The 17,900-nt window shown below is 64.2% G+C and carries 16 protein-coding genes and 1 pseudogene; 11 read left to right on the forward strand and 6 right to left on the reverse strand.

What is annotated here, in order from left to right; genetic code table 11:
• Positions 1-336: 336 nt before the first annotated feature.
• From IVB26_RS25700 to IVB26_RS25710, 3 genes are all read left to right on the forward strand, one after another.
• Positions 337-1,533 (forward strand): MFS transporter, encoded by a 1,197-nt coding sequence (locus IVB26_RS25700; protein WP_247973275.1) that lies wholly within the window; start codon positions 337-339, stop codon positions 1,531-1,533.
• Positions 1,534-1,586: 53 nt separating this feature from the next.
• Entirely contained in the window at positions 1,587-2,753 is a 1,167-nt protein-coding gene (locus IVB26_RS25705; RefSeq protein WP_247967954.1) for an MFS transporter, read from the forward strand.
• A gap of 69 nt (positions 2,754-2,822) precedes the next feature.
• Positions 2,823-3,434 (forward strand): PilZ domain-containing protein, encoded by a 612-nt coding sequence (locus IVB26_RS25710; RefSeq protein ID WP_008140941.1) that lies wholly within the window; start codon positions 2,823-2,825, stop codon positions 3,432-3,434.
• On the opposite strand, the gene IVB26_RS25715 is transcribed toward IVB26_RS25710, so the two are convergent.
• On the reverse strand, positions 3,421-3,624 hold the full coding sequence (locus IVB26_RS25715) for a hypothetical protein (protein WP_247967955.1): 204 nt from the start codon (positions 3,622-3,624) through the stop codon (positions 3,421-3,423). The genes IVB26_RS25710 and IVB26_RS25715 overlap by 14 nt on opposite strands.
• A gap of 140 nt (positions 3,625-3,764) precedes the next feature.
• Between IVB26_RS25715 and IVB26_RS25720 the strand changes: the two genes are divergently transcribed.
• On the forward strand, positions 3,765-4,388 hold the full coding sequence (locus tag IVB26_RS25720) for a transglutaminase-like cysteine peptidase (RefSeq protein WP_247967956.1): 624 nt from the start codon (positions 3,765-3,767) through the stop codon (positions 4,386-4,388).
• A gap of 119 nt (positions 4,389-4,507) precedes the next feature.
• Here the strand turns inward: IVB26_RS25720 and IVB26_RS25725 are convergent, their stop codons facing one another.
• From IVB26_RS25725 to IVB26_RS25735, 3 genes are all read right to left on the reverse strand, one after another.
• Positions 4,508-6,055, reverse strand: a complete 1,548-nt coding sequence (locus IVB26_RS25725) for an FAD-dependent oxidoreductase (RefSeq protein ID WP_247967957.1) — start codon at positions 6,053-6,055, stop codon at positions 4,508-4,510.
• A 197-nt stretch (positions 6,056-6,252) separates the two neighbouring features.
• On the reverse strand, positions 6,253-8,007 hold the full coding sequence (locus tag IVB26_RS25730) for a CYTH and CHAD domain-containing protein (protein ID WP_247967958.1): 1,755 nt from the start codon (positions 8,005-8,007) through the stop codon (positions 6,253-6,255).
• Between the two features lie 427 nt (positions 8,008-8,434).
• Complete coding sequence (locus tag IVB26_RS25735; RefSeq protein ID WP_247967959.1) at positions 8,435-9,967, reverse strand: metal-dependent hydrolase family protein; 1,533 nt, start codon at positions 9,965-9,967, stop codon at positions 8,435-8,437.
• 360 nt (positions 9,968-10,327) lie between these two features.
• Between IVB26_RS25735 and IVB26_RS25740 the strand changes: the two genes are divergently transcribed.
• Positions 10,328-10,537, forward strand: a complete 210-nt coding sequence (locus IVB26_RS25740) for a hypothetical protein (RefSeq protein WP_247967960.1) — start codon at positions 10,328-10,330, stop codon at positions 10,535-10,537.
• Between the two features lie 20 nt (positions 10,538-10,557).
• On the opposite strand, the pseudogene IVB26_RS43225 reads toward IVB26_RS25740, so the two are convergent.
• Positions 10,558-10,656 (reverse strand): annotated as a pseudogene (locus IVB26_RS43225) (GntR family transcriptional regulator); the annotation flags it as partial.
• A gap of 255 nt (positions 10,657-10,911) precedes the next feature.
• Here IVB26_RS43225 and IVB26_RS25745 point away from each other — a divergent pair.
• Positions 10,912-11,847 carry a Bug family tripartite tricarboxylate transporter substrate binding protein gene (locus tag IVB26_RS25745; protein ID WP_247967961.1) on the forward strand — a complete coding sequence of 312 codons (936 nt, stop codon included), beginning with the start codon at positions 10,912-10,914 and terminating at the stop codon, positions 11,845-11,847.
• Between the two features lie 40 nt (positions 11,848-11,887).
• On the opposite strand, the gene IVB26_RS25750 is transcribed toward IVB26_RS25745, so the two are convergent.
• Complete coding sequence (locus tag IVB26_RS25750) at positions 11,888-12,595, reverse strand: GntR family transcriptional regulator (RefSeq protein ID WP_247967962.1); 708 nt, start codon at positions 12,593-12,595, stop codon at positions 11,888-11,890.
• A 268-nt stretch (positions 12,596-12,863) separates the two neighbouring features.
• Between IVB26_RS25750 and IVB26_RS25755 the strand changes: the two genes are divergently transcribed.
• Genes IVB26_RS25755 through IVB26_RS25775 form a run of 5 tightly spaced genes read left to right on the forward strand, consistent with a single transcriptional unit; the run spans position 12,864 to position 17,777 of the window.
• On the forward strand, positions 12,864-13,850 hold the full coding sequence (locus tag IVB26_RS25755; RefSeq protein WP_247967963.1) for an ABC transporter ATP-binding protein: 987 nt from the start codon (positions 12,864-12,866) through the stop codon (positions 13,848-13,850).
• Positions 13,851-13,892: 42 nt separating this feature from the next.
• Complete coding sequence (locus IVB26_RS25760) at positions 13,893-15,182, forward strand: ABC transporter substrate-binding protein (protein WP_247967964.1); 1,290 nt, start codon at positions 13,893-13,895, stop codon at positions 15,180-15,182.
• 4 nt (positions 15,183-15,186) lie between these two features.
• Positions 15,187-16,146 carry an ABC transporter permease gene (locus IVB26_RS25765; protein WP_247967965.1) on the forward strand — a complete coding sequence of 320 codons (960 nt, stop codon included), beginning with the start codon at positions 15,187-15,189 and terminating at the stop codon, positions 16,144-16,146.
• Between the two features lie 3 nt (positions 16,147-16,149).
• Entirely contained in the window at positions 16,150-17,028 is an 879-nt protein-coding gene (locus IVB26_RS25770; protein WP_247967966.1) for an ABC transporter permease, read from the forward strand.
• Positions 17,029-17,045: 17 nt separating this feature from the next.
• Positions 17,046-17,777: an aspartate/glutamate racemase family protein gene (locus IVB26_RS25775; protein ID WP_247973276.1), complete on the forward strand. Its 732-nt coding sequence runs from the start codon at positions 17,046-17,048 to the stop codon at positions 17,775-17,777.
• The last annotated feature ends 123 nt before the right edge of the window (positions 17,778-17,900 follow it).

Here is a 17,900-nt window from a genome sequence, read left to right on the forward strand (position 1 = left end):
CCGTCATCCCCGCGCAACCGCGAAGCGGTTGTCGCTGGAGGTGCGAGCCTTGCAATGCGTCAGCATTGCGAGGTGAGCCTCGAAGGATGGGCTCCAGGCGCTTGCGGCACATCCTTCGAGGCGCGCGAGAGCGCGCACCTCCAGCGACAACCGCTTCGCGGTTGCGCGGGGATGACGGCGGCGGTTGTAGTGGCAGCGCATGGCAGATGCCCACGCACACCCAAGTGTCTTGAGCGCCGGCCGCTGAACGTGTAAGGCCGCAAATAGTCTTACCCAGGTCATCCCTTGAACCCCCTGCCCAAAAATCCCGTCGCTGCGTCCGGCTCGTTCGCGGCGATGAAGTCGGTGCCGTACCGCCTCCAGTTCATGGCCTATGTGCTGGCGATGATGGCGGACAATATCGAGCATGTGATCAGCTATTGGGTGGTGTTCCAGAAATTCCATTCACCGGCGCTGGCGGGCTTTGCGGTGCTGTCGCACTGGTTGCCGTTTCTGCTGTTCTCGGTCGCGGTCGGCGGGCTCGCCGACCGGTTCGATCCGCGCCGCATCATCCAGTGCGGCATGCTGCTGTTCATCGTGGCCTCCGCCGGATGGGGCTTCTTCTTCATCACCGACACGATCCAGATGTGGCACGCGATGCTGCTGCTGGTGATCCATGGCTGCGCCGGCGTGTTGTGGCAGACGCCGAACCAGCTGCTGCTCTACGACCTCGTCGGCCCCGCCGACCTGCCGAGCGCGGTGCGGCTGAATGCGATGGCGCGCTATCTCGGCATCCTGGTCGGGCCCGCGGTGGGCGGCGTGATCATGCTGACGCTCGGCACCTCGCACGGCATCATCTTCAACACGCTGTTCTATCTGCCGATGCTGCTGTGGCTGTTCTGGGCGCCGGTGCGCGACAACAGCGTGGCGGTGCGGCGCTTTGCCGTGCGCGGCCTTGCCGATATCGTGCTGACGATGCGCGCGATCGGCACCCAGCCGGTGCTGACGGCGATGACGTGGCTCGCGGGCCTCACCTCATTCATGATCGGCAATGCCTATCACGCCCAGATGCCGGGCTACGCCGGCGATCTCGGCCATGGCGATCCCGGCGTCTCCTACAGCGTGCTGCTCGCGGCCGACGCCGCCGGGGCGCTGCTCGCGGGCATCGCGCTCGAATCCTGGGGACGCCTCAAGGGCACGCCGCGCACCGCGATCACGCTCGCGATGCTCTGGAGCGTGGCGCTGCTCGGCTTCGCCGCGGTGCCGATCTATCCGGTTGCGATCGCGCTCTTGTTCTGTGCGGGGTTCTTCGAGCTGTCGTTCAACACCATGGCACAGGCCCTGGTGCAGCTGAATGCGCCGCACGACATCCGCGGCCGCGTCGTCGGTCTCTATAATATGGCGGGGCTCGGGATGCGGGCCTTCAGCGGCATCACCGTCGGGCTATCAGGCGCCGCGATCGGCATCCACTGGTCGCTCGGGCTGTCGGCCGCGGTGCTGCTGGCGCTGCTGTGTCTGCTGTATCGGCGCGCGGGGAAGACGACAGCCGGTTGACTCCGGCCTCTCTCCACCGCACGCTCGACACAGGGCTTGGAGGAGATCAAGCGTTGCGCAATCGCTGGGGCATTCTTGCGATCCTGTTCATCGTGCGCCTCACCATCGCATTCCAATTCCAGAGCGTGGCCGCGGTCGCGCCGCTGCTGCAACAGACTTTTGGCGTTGGGCTGGCCGACATCGGCATCCTGATCGGGCTCTACTTCACGCCCGGCGTCGTGCTGGCGCTGCCGGGCGGCGCGATCGGCCGAACTCTTGGCGACAGGCCGACGACGATCGCCGCACTGTTGCTGATGACGGCGGGCAGCCTCGTGATGGCCACGACCGACGTCTGGGGCTGGCAGCTGGCCGGCCGGCTCGCCTCCGGCGCCGGCGGCGTGCTGCTGACGGTGCAGCTCACCAAGATGGCCACCGATTGGTTCGCGGGTAAGGAGATCGCAACCGCGATGGCAATCTTCGTCAACTCATGGCCGGCCGGCGTTGCGATCTCGCTCCTGGTGCTGCCGGCCATCGGCACCGCCTACGGCGCAGGCGCGGTGTTTCTGGCGGCCGGCGCGCTGACGGCGATGGGCATCGCGCTGATCACGCTCTATCAGCCCCCGCCTGCAACGACCGCCAGCGCGGTCGGCTCCAGCCGGCTCGATCCCCTGGCGCTGCTGGCGGTGATCGTCGCGGGCATGATCTGGGGTCTCTATAATGTCGGCTTCGCGATGATCTTCTCGTTCGGTCCGTCGCTGCTGACCGAGCGCGGCTGGAGCATTGCGGCGGCGGGATCGGCGATCAGCCTCGTGATGTGGCTGTCGGTGATCTCGGTGCCGGCGGGCGGGTATCTGGCCGATCGGTTCAAACGGCCGCTGGTGCTGGCGAGCGCGGCCAGCCTCATGGTGGCCGGACTGCTGGCCTGGCTGACCCGGACCGACGCCGTGATCATGATCCTCATCCTGATCGGCCTGATCGGCGGCCATCCGGCCGGCCCGATCATGAGCCTGGCCGCCCGCGTGCTCGCGCCGGAGACGAGGGCGATCGGGATGGGTGTGTTCTACACACTCTTCTATGCCGCGATGATGCTGGGCCCGGCGGTGGCGGGCCGGCTCGCCAAATCGGCCGGAAGTGCCGCGGTCGCGCTCGACGTCGGCGCACTGACGGTGCTGGTCTGCCCGCCCTTGATGTGGCTTTTCGAGCGCATCGTGTCTGTCCGTTTCCGCCGCATCCAATCCTAACGTGGCATTAACCCTATGCACCTTAGGGTCGTTCCGGACTCCGCCCGGGCGGGGGGTCGGGTGTTGAAAATGGCGTTGGCGAACAAAAAATTTCTTCCGGCCGCTGAGGAGCGTCGGCGTTTCCAGCGGGTGAAAGTGCACCTGCTCGGCCGTTACATGCTGCCCGATCGCCGCGAATTCCCCTGCCAGGTGATCAACATGTCGCCGGGCGGGCTGGCGCTGCTGGCCCCCGGCATCGGCAATGTCGGCGACCGCGTGGTCGCCTATCTCGATCATATCGGCCGGGTCGAGGGCAAGATCACCCGCATCATCGACAACGGCTTCGCCATGACGATCGGTGCCACGCCCAGGAAGCGTGACAAGCTCGCGGCCCAGCTGACCTGGCTCGCCAACCGCGACATCCTCAACCTGCCCGAGGATCGCCGCCACGACCGTATCGTGCCGCGCAACCCGATCGCCGTGCTGACCCTCGAGGACGGCACCAAGATGACCTGCCGCATCATCGATCTCTCGCTGTCGGGCGCCGCGATCGCCGCGGAGAACCGGCCGCCGCTGAAATCGACGGTTTTGCTCGGCCGGGTTCAGGGCCGCGTGGTCCGAAACCTCGAAGACGGCTTCGCCCTGGAGTTCGTCCACGCGCAGCCGATCGAGACACTCGAAGAGAGCGTTACCGCGCGGTAAAGCGCGACGACGTCAAAACGCCTGCATTTCCAGCCTCGAAGGCGGCCTCCGCGATGCGGACGCCGCCTTTTTCGTGCGTGGTGAGAGGCCCCACGCGGGTTAACGCGCGGCCCGTTTGCGCATGGAAACGGCGCTCCGCCAGCATTTCCGCGTTAATCGATAAAATTTGAATCAATTGCAGTTGTTTCAAATTTTATGAGAATTCGATTCAAGTATAGATCGAATTCGCCGCGCCTTTTACTTGTATTCGTCTCGACTTGACTTGGCTGACTTAGCGGCAACTCAAAAGCTCCATGCGAAATGTGGTCCCAACAAGAAACGGGGGCCGCAATGTTTGACTTCAGGGGACAGGGGAAGAGGCTGGCGCTGGCCGCCATGCTCTTCGGGATCAGCGCGACAGCGCAGGCCGGCGAAGGCCGTCTGCTCTACGCGAGCCTCGGCGACACCACGCGTGCGCCGATCGGCTGGGTCGAGTTCTGTGCGGACAATACCGCCCAGTGCCAGGGCGCACCGACGCAGGCACGCGACATCGTGATGTCGCAGGCCGCATGGCGCGACCTCGTCAAGGTCAATCGCTGGGTCAACGAGACCGTCAAGCCTTTGACCGACCAGGAGCACTGGGGCGTGATCGAGAAATGGTCGCTGCCGACCGACGGCTACGGCGATTGTGAAGACTACGTGCTGTTGAAGCGCAAGATGCTGATCGATGCCGGATGGCCGCGCGAGGCCCTGCTCATCACCGTCGTGCGCGACAAGAAGGGCGAAGGACACGCGGTGCTGACGGTGAAGACCGACAAGGGCGAGTTCGTTCTCGACAATCAGAACGAGAACGTCGTTGCCTGGACCGAGACCGGCTACCGCTTCGTCAAGCGCCAGTCGCAGAGCGATCCCAACATCTGGGTCTCGCTCGGCGATACCAGACCGGCGGTCTCCACCGCCAGCGCAAGAGATTAGAAACGAGATAACGAGTTACGCGACCCGGTCACATCCCCACCCCTCCCCGTCCCAGACCGGTTCGCGCGCGCCCAGCCATCCCCCAATGGCTGGGCGCAACTTTTTTGGGGGAATGCCGCTTACTCGGCCGCTTCAAGATTGGCGGGTTTGTCGGCCTCGCCCAGCGGCGCGACCGCCGGGCCATTGAGCGCGGTGCCGTCGGGCGCGAATTGCGACCCGTGACAGGGACAATCCCAACACTGCTCGAGCGAATTCCAGTGCACGACGCAGCCGAGATGGGTGCAGCTGGCCGAGTGCAGATGCAAACGTCCGCTGCGGTCCCGGCAAGCCGCGATCTTCTTCAGGCCGCTGCGGACAAGCCGCCCCTCGCCGGGCAGCAGCCGTTCGACGCTCGCGATCTCGCTCGCCGCAAGATACTCCGCAAAATTCTTCAACGGCGTGATGTTCTCGCTGATGAACTCGCCGATGTTCTTCTGAATCTTTCGCGACGGGGCGTAGATCTCTTCCCACGGGCTCGCGCCCGTCGTGACCAGATCCGTCACCAAGAGGCCGGCGACGAGGCCGTTCGTGATCCCCTGCCCGGAATCGCCGCTGACGATGAAGACATGCTCTTCGCCGGGAGCGCGGCCGATGAAGCCGGCGAAATCGACCGGCTCCAGCACCTGGCCGGACCATCGATGAGTGACCTCGCCCAAAGCCGGCAACCGCTCGCGGGCCCAGCGCTCGAGCGCATCAAGGCGCTGTGCGCCGTCGTTCGCTTCGCCCGATTTGTGATCTTCTCCGCCGATGATCACGATATCCTCGTCGGCAGAGTACGGCTGCAGCCGGACATAATGATAGGGATCGAGCGTATCCCAGTAGAGCGCATCGCCCAGCGTGCCGGCCGCAATCTTGGCGGCGAACGCATAGGTGCGGTAAGGCGCCTGCTTGGTGTGGATCGCCACCTGCACATTGACCGGCGAGTTTGTCGCGACCACCACGTCGGCGGCGTGGATCTCGTAGCCTGAGGCGGTCGTCACGACCATCTCGTCATGGCGCTGATGGATGCTCTCGACACAGGTGTCGGCGTAGAGCCGCGCCCCCCGGCGGCCTAGTGCGTTCGCCAGACCGGCGAGATATTTGCTCGGGTGCAGGCGTGCCTGGCGGGCAAAGCGCAGCGAACGCACCTGGCCCTTGGCATGGAACGGGGTTGGCTCGATGCAGTTTTCAACGGGAATTCCGAGCTTGCGACAGCAATCCAATTCCGCGTCCAGCTCGGAGGTGGCGGTTTCAGGCGCCTGCACCCAATAACCGTCGACGCGTTGAAAATCGCAATCGATGTGTTCTGCGCTCTGGATGGCCTTGGCGCGATCGATCGCGGCAGCGACGCTCTGGTAATAGCGTTGCGCGCAGTCAAGGCCGCGCACCCTCACCAGCGCGTCGTAACCGTCGTCGAGCGCGGTAGCCAGATGCGCCGTGGTGCGCGCCGTCATCCCGCTGCCGATGCCGCCGCGGTCCAGCACCACGACCGAGCGTCCATGGCTCGCAAGCTCGTAGGCGACCGACAGCCCGGCAATTCCGGAGCCGACGACGACGACGTCTGTACTCAACGTCCCGGATAGCGCCGGCGCATCGGCAACCGAAACATCCATCCAGAGCGATCGGGTGTGCTCATCCCGTACATTCATGGCAGTGCTCCTCGACACAGCAAACGAGGCGACAGGATGAGAGTTCCTATCAGCCGCTGCCGAGCGACACTTCATTGCAATAGATCGGTCGTCACAAGAGAACCAGTTGCGCGCCGCGGTCAGATTCCCTTGCGCAGACCGGTTCGCGCGGCCAGGCTTCCCTCAAAGCCGGGCCGGAACTCTTCTGGGATGCGCGATCAGTCCTGCTGCGTCTGCCGCGACCACGGCACGCGCGCGCCGGTGAAATCGCGCCAGGTGCTTCGCAAGACGGGCTGCACGCCGACGGAGGCCCGCGCCTGCCAGCCGGCAATCGCCGCCGCGGCAATGGCGCTGCCGGGCTCGGCATCGAGCCCCTCGAGCAGCGATGTCGTGACCGCCATGTCGTTGAAGGCGCCGAGCTCTTCCTGCAGATCGGCAAGCCGGCGCGAGAACCGCCGCGTGGACTTGCGGTCCTCATACAGCGGTAGCAGGAATTCGCCGAGATAGCGCAGCCGCTTGGTCGCGAGCCGAACCCTGTGCAGCTGCGGGGTCGTGAGCGACTTGAAGCGGCGGCCGCGCTTGAGCACCTTCGCGTATTGCTCCGACAGGATGCGCTGCGCGAAGTTGACGGCGGGCTCGCCGAGCTGGCCGAGATCTTCGGCGGCAACATCGTTGCGCCATCCCCGCGTCTCGATCCAGTGACCGAGGCCGATCAGGAACACGGCGCAGCGGCGATCGTCGAGCGCATGATGCGCCCTGCGATAGGCATCGGATTGGCCCGTGGCCGCAGCCCGGCCGAGGGCATCGAAGCCTGCGACCGCAGGACAGGCTTTTGCGATCGTCGGCAGGGTCTCAAGCCGGAAGACATCCCAGTCGCGCGCAGCGGACAACTCTTGCGCCAGCCATTTTGCTTCCGACCGCAGTGCATCGAGATTACTGAGCGCGCCGACCGATTGCATCAGATCGAGCGCCGATCTCAGCCGGCGCAGCGAGACGCGCAGCTGATGCACGCCTTCCGGATTGCGGCCATCCTCGGCCGCCGGCCGCGACTGCAGCAGATGAAGGAAGCAGGAGCGCAGGATGGTCGCGAAGGCTTCATCGAGCGTGACCGACGGATCGAGGCGAAGTTTTCGCGGACGACGCGCCGCCGGCGCCCGGTCGGCGGCAAGGTCGAAGCCCCGCGCCGACTTGCTGCGGATCGACGGCTTCACCGCCCCCTGCTCCGCAAGCAGCAAGGCGACCTCATAGATCGTGCTCGCGCTGCCGCTCTTGAGTTCGAGCTCGATCTCGCTCACCGGCAGCGAGCGATCGCCGGCCGTCAGCTCGCCCTGGTCGAACGCGACTTCAACCGTGCCGGTCGGCAGGTCGATCATCCGCGCGTGGCGATGGACGTCGGCGGTGAAGACGGCCTCGAGCGGATGCGCTTCGAGGGAGCTGCGAAGCTTCTCCGGAATGAAGGGCATCGCCAGCGCGAGATCGGGCGCAAGCGACGGCACGTTCGCCTCCCACTCGCCACGGCGGAGCGGATCGTCAGCAACCTCGGTCTTCACGGTCTGCACGAAGCGCGTACCGCTCTGGCGCACGCGCAGGCTGAGGCCATTGCGCCGAAGTGCGCGTTCCGGTGTGTCGTAGTAGACCGACTTGAGATGTTTTCGCGAGCCCTTGTTGCGCGCGTGCGCCGCAATGACAGGCGCGGCGTTGAAATGCGCCATACGATCGGCATCGACGATGAGCTTGAGCTCGATTTCGCCGGCAGGCCGTGCGGCCACGGTCGACTGCGTTGGCGCGAGGATCGCGTCTTGCGATGGCGTCTGATCACTCACAGCGCCCTCGACGTTCGCGGGTTCCGCGCCGTCCTCAATTTGCCTCAGGAAGCCGGCGGCGACTTGCGTTCTCTTGTTGTCCTTTGGGGCAGGATTCCCATCGGGCGCGCCCGGGGTCTTGCGAGCCGGCGTAGCATCTGACTTTAGCATTTACGGTAACATGACAGTTCGATGACAGAGCGACAGCATATAGCCGGAGCCGCAAGCAAAGAACAGTCGTTACGTCGCACGCGTGATCCGTGCATACGACGCGCGCAACACTACCGAGGTTTGTCACAATCCAGCGACGTGGCGACTCAAATTGCAGCCGGTCCGGCAAGCGATCGAATCGATGGCGAATCCCGCAGCTCCCGAAACTGAGATGTACGCACCAGCGGGCTTCGCTCAAGGCCGAAGAAATTCTTTCTGGTTCTGTAGGGGCTTAGAAGCCAGGTCCGATGACGGGGCGGAGTTTGTGACAAGTCCGATGCAACCCCGTCATCCCGGAGATCGCAACGGTTGGCGTCGCAAAAGACGGTTCCCAACAAATCGGACCGGAAGCGCTTCGCTTTCGACGGATCGGGCGCGCGGACGCGCATCAGTGTGCCAGCGTGTTCTTGTAAATCCTGCCGTTTTTCATGATCACCACAAAATTCTTCGCGGGATCCTCGACAACTCTGATGTTGTCGAGCGGATTGCCGTCGATCAGCAGGAGATCGGCCAGCGCGCCTTCTTCCACCACGCCGAGCCGGCCGGGGTAAGGATTTCGCGCGCCCGACAGGCTCAGCAGTTCGGCATTGGCCGACGTTGCCATGGTCAGCGCTTCGGCCGGCGTGTACCAGCGCGTCAATGCGGCAAGCATCGCGCCCTGAGTATCCGCCAGCGCCTTCGAAAACAGAATGTCGGTTCCGAACGCTGTTTTGATGCCGTACTTCTTCACCAAGGCATAGACGCGGTCGGTGCCGGTAACCACCTGCCGCATCTTGTCCTGCTCGGCGGGGCCGAGCGCCGCCGCAGCGGAGAGATCGAGAAACGGTTGCGTGCTCAGCCAGATGCCCTTCTCAGCCATCAGCCTCGCGCTCGCCTCGTCCATGAGATGACCGTGCTCGATACATCGGACGCCGGCTGCGATCGAGCGCTGGATCGCAACCGGCGTGTAGGCGTGGGTCGCGACATAAGTCCCCCAATTGTCGGCAGCTTCGACGGCGGCGCGCAACTCCGGCTCGGTGAAGGTGGAGACATCGAGCGGGCTGAACGGCGAAGCGACGCCGCCGCCCGCAGTGAGCTTGACCTGCGAAGCGCCCTGCATGAGCTGCTCGCGCGCGCGCACCCGGACCTCGTCGGGACTGTCGGCGACCATGCTGCCGCCGATCCGTTCCATGCGGCTGAGCATCCCACCGATCGTGCGCGGCAGGTCCGAAAGCTGGCGGAAGTCGCCATGACCGCTGGTGATGGTGATCATCGCGCCGGATGGATAGATGCGGGGACCGGCGACGAGGTCCTCGTCGATGGCCTGCTTGAGGCCGAAGCTCGGCCCTCCCATGTCGCGCACGGTGGTGAAGCCACGCATCAGCGTCGCGGTCGCTTCGCTGGCGGCGAGCAGATTGTTGTATCCGACATCCCCCGCAAGCACGGCCATCGGTGTGGGCCGCACCAGCATCGCATGCCAATGCGCGTCGATCAGGCCGGGCATCAGCACGCGGCCGCCGCCGTCGATTATTTGAGCGGAGGCGGTCATCTCGCCGGCCGAGATCTTCTCGATGATCTTGTTCCGGACCAGGACGCTGGATGGCGCGGAGAGCGAGCCACCCTTGCCATCGAATATCCGGACGTTGCGGAACAGGACGGTGGACTCCTGCTGTGCCGAGGACGGTGACGGCAGGCCCAGGATCGCGCTGGCAAGGCCAAGCACTGCGGCGGCCCGCAAGAGCCCCCTTTGCGCCGTGCGGCGCAAGGAGCAGCCCACTCGGTACGCGGCGGGCGCGAAACAGACCTGCGAGTTGGTTCCGCCGCGATTTGACTGGAATCGTCGCGGAGCCTCGTCGACCAGCAACCCCACCGTCTCAGGACCGGGCCGGCGGCCGGTCGAGACGCAGGCCGTCTCTTGTTCGTCATTCAGAGCACGCGCCATGGCACCACTCCGCAGAACGGATTCAACTGTGTCGGCTCCGTTCTAGAACTCGACGTTCCGGCGCCAGTTGATTCCGCAAACTCGAGAAAGTCAATTTGCAACCAAAGAGCGATTCTGCAGCTCTCCCATACAGCTCCATAAGAGATGCGGCGCGAGCGCGATGCAGCGGGAATATTTGGCACATGTGTAAGCCTCACTGTCGCGCATGAATCGAACTCGATTCAAAAACAGACCACGACGAAGATGAAATCAACGCCAGATTGCAATGCGCCTTCGCTGGAGTACGATCATGCAGGGGCTGCGAAGGATCATGGGACGGAAGAGAGAAGAACAGCCCCACATCAAGGCATGAGGCGTAACATGGTGGCACAAACGAGTGACGGACATGTCTTTCTGATCAAGAAGCTCGGCGGGCTCTTCGCAATCATCGTAGGATGCCTGCTGACCGCAATCGGCGTGACCTTCGAATCCGGCGGCACGACCTTCTTTGGCGTTCTCTTCCTGGTGCTTGGCGCTGGTTTGTTGGTGCTGAAGATCGCCAGACGAAACGAAGGATCTTCATCGTCATAGGCCGCTATGCGGCTCGCTCGCGCCCCAAGCACTTCGGCGAGCCGCAGCTCGTCAGCGGCCGGATCCTTCAGGAACAGCTCAGCCTCGATCTCGTCCAGATGCGACAGCATCAGAAGACGGCGTGCGTCGCTTCGTGCCTCCGATCAAGAAAGTGCTTTCGCACTTGCCGAGGCGCTGGGCGAAAAGCAAGGCGCGCGTGCAGCTGACTGAAGTTTGCCATTTCACGGAATGAAACGATTTTTCTATTTCTTGACCCTCCCTCCCGCCCGTGTGACACCTCGGTCCGGCGGCCGCCGGCCGCCCAATCACACGAGGAAAAAGGGGGAGCCGACGTGCGGACACCCGCGAGAATTCTGGTTGCCGCAATTGCATGCATGACGGTGGCTGCGGCTGAAACGGCCTGGGCCGAAGCCTGGCCCACCCGGACAATCAGGATCGTCGTCTCCACGCCGGCGGGCGGGATCACTGATGCCTTTGCCCGCGCCTATGGCGACTATATTTCGCAGAAGCTCGGCCAGCCGGTCATTGTCGAAAACAAAACCGGGGCCAGCGGTGCGCTGGCGGCGCAATCGGTGAAGGATTCGCCGGCGGACGGTTACACGCTGATGTACACGATCTCGTCCACCCTGCTCGGCAACCGGCTGCTGCTGAAATCGCTGGCCTATGATCCGGACAAGGATTTCTCGATCGTCGCGGTGACGCCTTCCGGGCATCTGCCGTTGGTGGCCCATACGGCGACCGGCGCAAAGACGCTCGAAGAGTTCGTCGCGTATGCGCGCAGCAACAAGGTCACGGCCGGCTCCTACGGTATCGGCTCGTTCGCGCACATTGCGGTCGCCGAGCTCAACCGGCAATTCGGCCTCGACGTTTCCATCGTGCATTACCGCGGCGAAGCGCCGATGTGGCAGGATCTTGCAGCCGGGGTCATCCAGGCGGCGGTCGGCAGCTATCAGGCCGCGCTCCCGGTCCTCGATACCGGTGTTGGCCGCGCGATTGCCGTGCCCACGCCGGTGCGCATGAAGAAGCTTCCCGAAACCAAAACATTCGTCGAGCAAGGGGTCACCGGCAATGTCTTCCAGCTCACCAGCTTCACCACGCTGGTGGCGCCCGCCGCTACACCGGCCGACCGGATCGAACTGCTCGCCAGGCTGATGGTCGAAGGCGGCAAGACGGAGCGTGTGCAGAAGCTGCTCGATGCCTTCGGAGTGGACTCGCCGGCAATGGATCGCGCATCCTCGGTTGCGCTCTACGAAAAGGAAGGGCCGATCTGGCTCGAATCGATCAAGACTCTCGGATTGGAGCCGCAATAGTTCTGGTCGCAGCCCTCCCGAAGCGAACGCCTCGTTGAACTCACGCCCCAAGCACGTCGGCGAGCCGCAGCTCGTCGGCGGCCGGATCCTTCAGGAACAGCTCGGCCTCGATCTCGTCCAGATGCGACAGCATCTGCGCGCGCGCGGCTTCTCTGTCGCGTTTGCGGATCGCGGCGACGATGCCGGCGTGGTGGTCGGTGCCGCAGGCCGGCGTGTCGTGACGGCGGTAGAGCAGGATGATCAGCGAGGAGCGCGCGATCAGCTCCTTCAGGAAGCCGAGATAGATGCTGTGGCCGCTCATCTCGGCAATGAGCCGGTGAAACTCGCCGGAGAGCCGGACCGAGGCGCGGGCGTCGCCGCGAAGCTCGGCCTCGCGCTCCTCGGCAAGATGCCGCTGGAGGCGATCGAGCCAGGCCGGCGACACCGCGTCACAGGCATGATCGACAATGGTGGGCTCGATCAGGCGGCGCGCCTCGAAGACTTCGCGGGCATCGGCGGGCGTCGGCCGCGCGACGAAGGCGCCACGGTTCTTCTCGATGTTGACGATGCCCTCGTGCGCGAGCTGCTGGAGCGCAGTGCGAACCAGCGTACGGCTCGCCCCGTAGATCTCGCCGATCTCATCCTCGCCGAGCTTCGTGCCCGGCAGCAGGCGATGCTCGAGGATCGCCGCGGTCACACCCTCCCGGATGCGGCTGACGCGATCGCTCGCATCGGGCGCGTCGGATTTGGGGCGGGGCTTGGCGGCCATTGGGTCGAGGGGTTGGATTTGAAGGCTCGATCGACGAGGTTCGAATGCGAATGTTAGTCGACGATCTGTATCCAATCATAGGCGAAACTTTATACAATCTTCGCCCATTTTGTGTGCAGATGACCCGCGCGTGGCGGGGAGATCGGATCTGTCGGATTCGATCTAACGATCTGACTCCGCTGCACAGTTTCGCAATTTGGCCAGCAGGCGAGGCGATTGGCACGGACCTTGCGGAGAGAGCGGCAGCACCGCCCTCCTTGGACACGCCATGGCCACTCCCTCCGCTCTCGAACTGGTCGCCGTCACCAAGCGCTATGACACGACGCTGGCGGTCGACACCGTCAATTTGAAGATCCCGGCCGGCACCTATTGCTGCCTGCTCGGCCCGTCCGGCTGCGGCAAGACATCGACCCTGCGGATGATCGCGGGCCACGAGGCAGTCAGCGAGGGCGACATCATCCTGGGCAGCCAGAACGTCACCGACTTGCCGCCGGCCGAGCGCGGCACGGCGATGATGTTCCAGTCCTACGCGCTGTTTCCGCATCTGAGCGTGATCGACAACGTCGCCTTCGCCTTGAAGATGCGCGGCATCGACAAGCCGACGCGTCACAAGCGTGCCGGCGAATTGCTGGAGCTGGTGGCGATGAGCCCCTATGCGGGCCGGCTGCCGGCGCAGCTCTCCGGCGGCCAGCAGCAGCGCGTCGCGCTCGCTCGCGCGCTGATCACCGAGCCGCAGATCCTCCTGCTCGACGAGCCGCTGTCCGCGCTCGATCCGTTCCTGCGGGTGAGGATGCGCGGTGAACTCAAGCGGCTGCAGCGCGAGCTTGGCATCAGCTTCATCCAGGTCACCCATGGCCAGGAAGAAGCAATGGCGCTCGCCGACCACATCGTGGTGATGAACCATGGCCGGATCGAGCAGCAGGGCACGGCCCGCGACATCTTCCACCATCCCCGCACCGAATTCGTCGCGCGCTTCATCGGCGGCCACAACGTGCTCAGCGACGCCGGCAACCTGATCGCCGTGCGCGCCGATCAACTCGGCATCGCGCCGTTCACCAATGGTGCGTTCGGCGCGCCGGCGCTGCTGACCCAGACCGAGTACCAGGGCTCCTATGTCGCCGTCTCGCTCACGCTCGACGACGGCACGGCCCTGTTCTCCCACGTTCCCGAAGCCACCTTCGACGTCCACCCGTTCCGTCCGGGCGATCGTGTGCTGGCCACCTGGGATCCCGCCAAGGCGCAACGCCTGCAATAGCGCCGATCGATCGATGGAATGCGCAACAGAGGAGTGACTGACATGAGCGAGACCAAACGGACAAACGGCCTCAGTCGCCGCACCCTGCTCAAGGGTACTGCGAGTCTTGCCGGCCTTGCCGCCGGCTCCGGCGCCATTACCGGCTTTCCCTACGTGAAATCGGCCGATGCAAAGGTGCTGCGCTATCTCGGCACCGCCGTGAACGAGGGCGACGATATCGCCAAGCAGTGTCTGAAGGACACCGGCATCAAGCTTGAATACATCACCGCGACCACCGACGACGTCACCAAGCGCGTGATGACCCAGCCGAACTCCTTCGACGTGCTGGATACCGAATATTTCTCGCTGAAGAAGATCGTGCCGTCGGGCAACATCCTTGCGCTCGATGCCAAGAAGATCAAGCAGTTCGACAACATCACACCCGTCTTCACCAAGGGAGAAACGCCCGGCGGCAAGAAGATCGGCGGCCAGGGCACCGCGCCCTGGAAGGTGCTTTATCTCGAAGGCAAGGACTCCAAGAAGTTCGCGACGTCGGCGACTGAATTCGTCACGCTGATCCCGACCGTCTACAACGCCGACACGCTCGGCGTCCGCCCCGACCTGATCAAGCGTCCGATCAGCTCGTGGTCCGAGCTGCTCAATCCCGAGTTCAAGGGCAAGGCCTCGATCCTCAACATCCCCTCGATCGGCATCATGGATGCCGCGATGGTCGTGGAAGCCACCGGCAAGTACAAATATGCCGACAAGGGCAACATGACTAAGGAAGAGATCGATCTCACCATGAAGGTGATGACCGAAGCCAAGAAGGCCGGTCAGTTCCGCGCGTTCTGGAAGGACTTCAACGAGAGCGTCAACCTGATGGCTTCGGGCGAGACAGTCATTCAATCGATGTGGTCGCCGGCGGTGACGAAGGTGCGATCGATGGGCATCGCCTGCACCTTCCAGCCGCTGAAGGAAGGCTATCGCTCCTGGGCCTCCGGCTTCTGCGTCTCCAAGGGCGTGTCGGGCGCGAAGCTCGATTGGGCCTACGAATTCGTCAACTGGTTTCTATCAGGCTATGCCGGCGCCTATCTCAACCGCCAGGGCTACTACTCGGCCGTACTCTCCACCGCGAAGGCGCACATGGAGCCCTACGAGTGGGCCTACTGGATGGAAGGCAAGCCGGCCGAGAAGGACATCAAGGCGCCCGACGGCTCGCTGCTCGAGAAGGCAGGCTCCGTGCGCGACGGCGGCTCCTACGAGGACCGCATGGGCGGCGTCGCATGCTGGAACGCAGTGATGGACGAGAACGACTACATGGTCCGCAAGTGGAATGAGTTCATCGCGGCGTAAGCTGATGGACACCTCGGAGAACATCCTGCAACAGGCATCCCCGGACCTCGTCCGGGGATCGGAGACGGCGCGCCCCGCAAAGGCGGCGCGCCTGTCGCCCTCCTTCATCTCCTGGCTCCAGGCCGGGCCGATGATGCTGGTGTTCCTCGCCTTCTTCCTCATCCCACTGGTGTTCGTCGTCATCGTCTCGTTCTGGGATTACAACGAATACCAGCTGCTGCCGGCCTTCTCCGGCCGCGGTTACACCGACACGTTCGAGGGTTGCCTCGCGCAGCTCCCCGATCTCTGCACGATCGGAAAGACCTATGTGAAGACGCTGAAGCTCTGCTTCCTGGTCTGGGCCATCACGCTGTTCATCGGCTTCTGGGTCGCCTATTTCCTCGCCTTCCACGTCAAGTCCAAGACCTGGCAGATGGGCTTGTCGCTGCTCTGCACGATCCCGTTCTGGACCTCCAACGTGATCCGCATGATCGCCTGGATCCCGCTGCTCGGGCGCAACGGGCTGGTGAATTCCGGCCTCGTCAAGACAGGGCTGATCAACCATCCGCTGGAATGGCTGCTGTTCTCCGAATTCTCCGTGGTGCTGGCGCTGGTGCACCTCTTCACCTTCTTCATGGTGGTGCCGATCTTCAATTCCATGGTGCGCATCGACAAGTCGCTGATCGAGGCCGCCTATGACGCCGGTGCCACCGGCCTCCAGACCCTCGTCAACGTCATCATTCCGCTGGCCAAGCCCGGCATCGTCATCGGCTCGATCTTCGTCATCACCATCGTGATGGGCGATTTCATCACGATCGGGGTGATGGGCGGCCAGCAGATCGCCGCCGCCGGCAAGATCATCGAGACGCGCGTGAACGCATTGCAGTTCCCTGCGGCGGCAGCCAACGCCGTGATCCTGCTCGCCATCACCTTCCTGATCATCTCCATGATGTCGCGCATCGTCGACATCAAGAAGGAGCTCTAGAGCATGAAGGAAGGACGCCCGCGCTCGTTCTACGTGCTCGCGATCTTCTTCGCGGCCTATGTGCTGTTTCTCTACGGCCCGATGATCGCGATCTACGTGCTGTCGTTCCAGGGGCCGCAGGGCGGCCTCACCTTCCCGATGAACGGCGTGTCGACCTTCTGGATCGCGAAACTGTTCCAGGGCACCGGCATCGTCGATCTCGGCGCCGCCTTCCGCCGCTCGCTGCTGCTCGGCATCATCGTCATGACTGTCACCGTCGTGCTCTCGGTCGCCGCCGGCATGGCCTTCCGCCGCAAGTTCAAGGCGCAGAGCATCCTGTTCTACTCGGCGATCGCGAGCCTGATCGTGCCCTCGATCATCACCTCGCTCGGCATCTCGCTTGAATTCCGCATCATCGACGACCTGATCAAGGCGCATTGGAACGAGAATTTCGAGACCTCGATGGGCCTGCTCACCTCCGGGCTCGGTGCGCACCTGACCTGGACGCTGCCGTTCGGCCTGCTCATCATGTTCGCGATCTTCAACCGCTTCGATCCGCGGCTCGAGGAAGCCGCGCGCGATCTCGGCGCGACGCCGTGGCAGACCTTCCGTCACGTCGTGCTGCCGATCATCCTGCCCTCGGTGATCGGTATCGGCCTGTTCGGCTTCACGCTGTCCTGGGACGAGCTCGCCCGCTCCAGCCAGGCGATCGGGGCGGTGAATACGTTGCCGCTGGATCTGCAGGGCCTCACCACCACCGTGACGAATCCTGACATCTATGCGCTCGGCACGGTGATCTCGGCGGTCTCGTTCACGGTGATCAGCCTTGCGCTCGGCACCATCCACATGCTCAACAAGCGCCAGGCGGCCAAGGGCTCGGACGCCGGCAAGGGACTCGTCTAAGGGGCTTGTCTGATCCGATGCGGCTGCACATCGTCAATCCCAACACCACCGCGTCGATGACGGCGAAGATCGCCGCTGCGGCGCGCAGCATCGCCCTGCCTGGCACGGTGATCGACGCGCGGCAGCCGACGATGGGCCCGGTCTCGATCGAGGGATTTTACGACGAAGCCTTCGCCGTCCCCGGCATGCTCGGCTGCATCCGCGAGGCTGATCGCGACGGCGCGGACGCTCACATCATCGCCTGCTTCGACGACACCGGACTCGACGCCGCGCGCGCCGCCGCAAAGACGCCGGTGATCGGCATTGGTGAAGCCGGCTTCCACATGGCGAGCCTGGTCGCCGCCCGCTTTGCCGTGGTGACGACTCTCAGCGTCTCCATCGTCCCGATCGAGCACAATCTGAAGAAGTATGGCCTGGCCGAACGCTGCACCCGCGTCCGTGCTGCCGAAGTCCCGGTGCTGGCACTCGAGGAGCGCAACACCGAAGCGCTCGCAAAAATCTCCGCGGAGATCACGGCCGCGATCCGTGACGACCGCACTGAGGCCATCGTGCTCGGCTGCGCCGGCATGGCCGATCTCGCCAGCGAACTCGCCGCCACGCACGGCCTGCCCGTGATTGACGGCGTCGCTGCGGCGGTGACGCTGGCGGAATCACTGGTGCGGCTGGGCCTGAAGACCTCCCGGCTCGGCCCCTATGCCGCGCCGCGCTCCAAAACCTATTCCGGGCCGTTTTCGCAATTTCAGCCCTGAACCATGCTCCTGTCGGGGCATTTGGGGGCCGCAAGGCCCGCTGAATACTGGTTTTTTTGCCCTCAGCCTCTTTTTGGTCCCATTCCTTGCGGAAATGTAACGCTTTCGGGACGCCCCGGTGGC

This window comes from Bradyrhizobium sp. 195 (assembly GCF_023101665.1).
Taxonomy (GTDB): domain Bacteria; phylum Pseudomonadota; class Alphaproteobacteria; order Rhizobiales; family Xanthobacteraceae; genus Bradyrhizobium.

Excerpts from the sequence above, each read along its gene's own strand:
- IVB26_RS25770 (WP_247967966.1), top strand. The coding sequence starts at position 16,150 with ATGAAGGAAGGACGCCCGCGCTCGTTCTACGTGCTCGCGATCTTCTTC.
- IVB26_RS25750 (WP_247967962.1), bottom strand. The coding sequence starts at position 12,595 with ATGGCCGCCAAGCCCCGCCCCAAATCCGACGCGCCCGATGCGAGCGAT.
- IVB26_RS25725 (WP_247967957.1), bottom strand. The coding sequence starts at position 6,055 with ATGAATGTACGGGATGAGCACACCCGATCGCTCTGGATGGATGTTTCG.
- IVB26_RS25735 (WP_247967959.1), bottom strand. The coding sequence starts at position 9,967 with ATGGCGCGTGCTCTGAATGACGAACAAGAGACGGCCTGCGTCTCGACC.
- IVB26_RS25765 (WP_247967965.1), top strand. The coding sequence starts at position 15,187 with ATGGACACCTCGGAGAACATCCTGCAACAGGCATCCCCGGACCTCGTC.
- IVB26_RS25730 (WP_247967958.1), bottom strand. The coding sequence starts at position 8,007 with ATGCTAAAGTCAGATGCTACGCCGGCTCGCAAGACCCCGGGCGCGCCC.
- IVB26_RS25775 (WP_247973276.1), top strand. The coding sequence starts at position 17,046 with ATGCGGCTGCACATCGTCAATCCCAACACCACCGCGTCGATGACGGCG.
- IVB26_RS25760 (WP_247967964.1), top strand. The coding sequence starts at position 13,893 with ATGAGCGAGACCAAACGGACAAACGGCCTCAGTCGCCGCACCCTGCTC.
- IVB26_RS25720 (WP_247967956.1), top strand. The coding sequence starts at position 3,765 with ATGTTTGACTTCAGGGGACAGGGGAAGAGGCTGGCGCTGGCCGCCATG.
- IVB26_RS25755 (WP_247967963.1), top strand. The coding sequence starts at position 12,864 with ATGGCCACTCCCTCCGCTCTCGAACTGGTCGCCGTCACCAAGCGCTAT.
- IVB26_RS25745 (WP_247967961.1), top strand. The coding sequence starts at position 10,912 with ATGACGGTGGCTGCGGCTGAAACGGCCTGGGCCGAAGCCTGGCCCACC.
- IVB26_RS25740 (WP_247967960.1), top strand. The coding sequence starts at position 10,328 with ATGGTGGCACAAACGAGTGACGGACATGTCTTTCTGATCAAGAAGCTC.
- IVB26_RS25710 (WP_008140941.1), top strand. The coding sequence starts at position 2,823 with ATGGCGTTGGCGAACAAAAAATTTCTTCCGGCCGCTGAGGAGCGTCGG.
- IVB26_RS25700 (WP_247973275.1), top strand. The coding sequence starts at position 337 with ATGAAGTCGGTGCCGTACCGCCTCCAGTTCATGGCCTATGTGCTGGCG.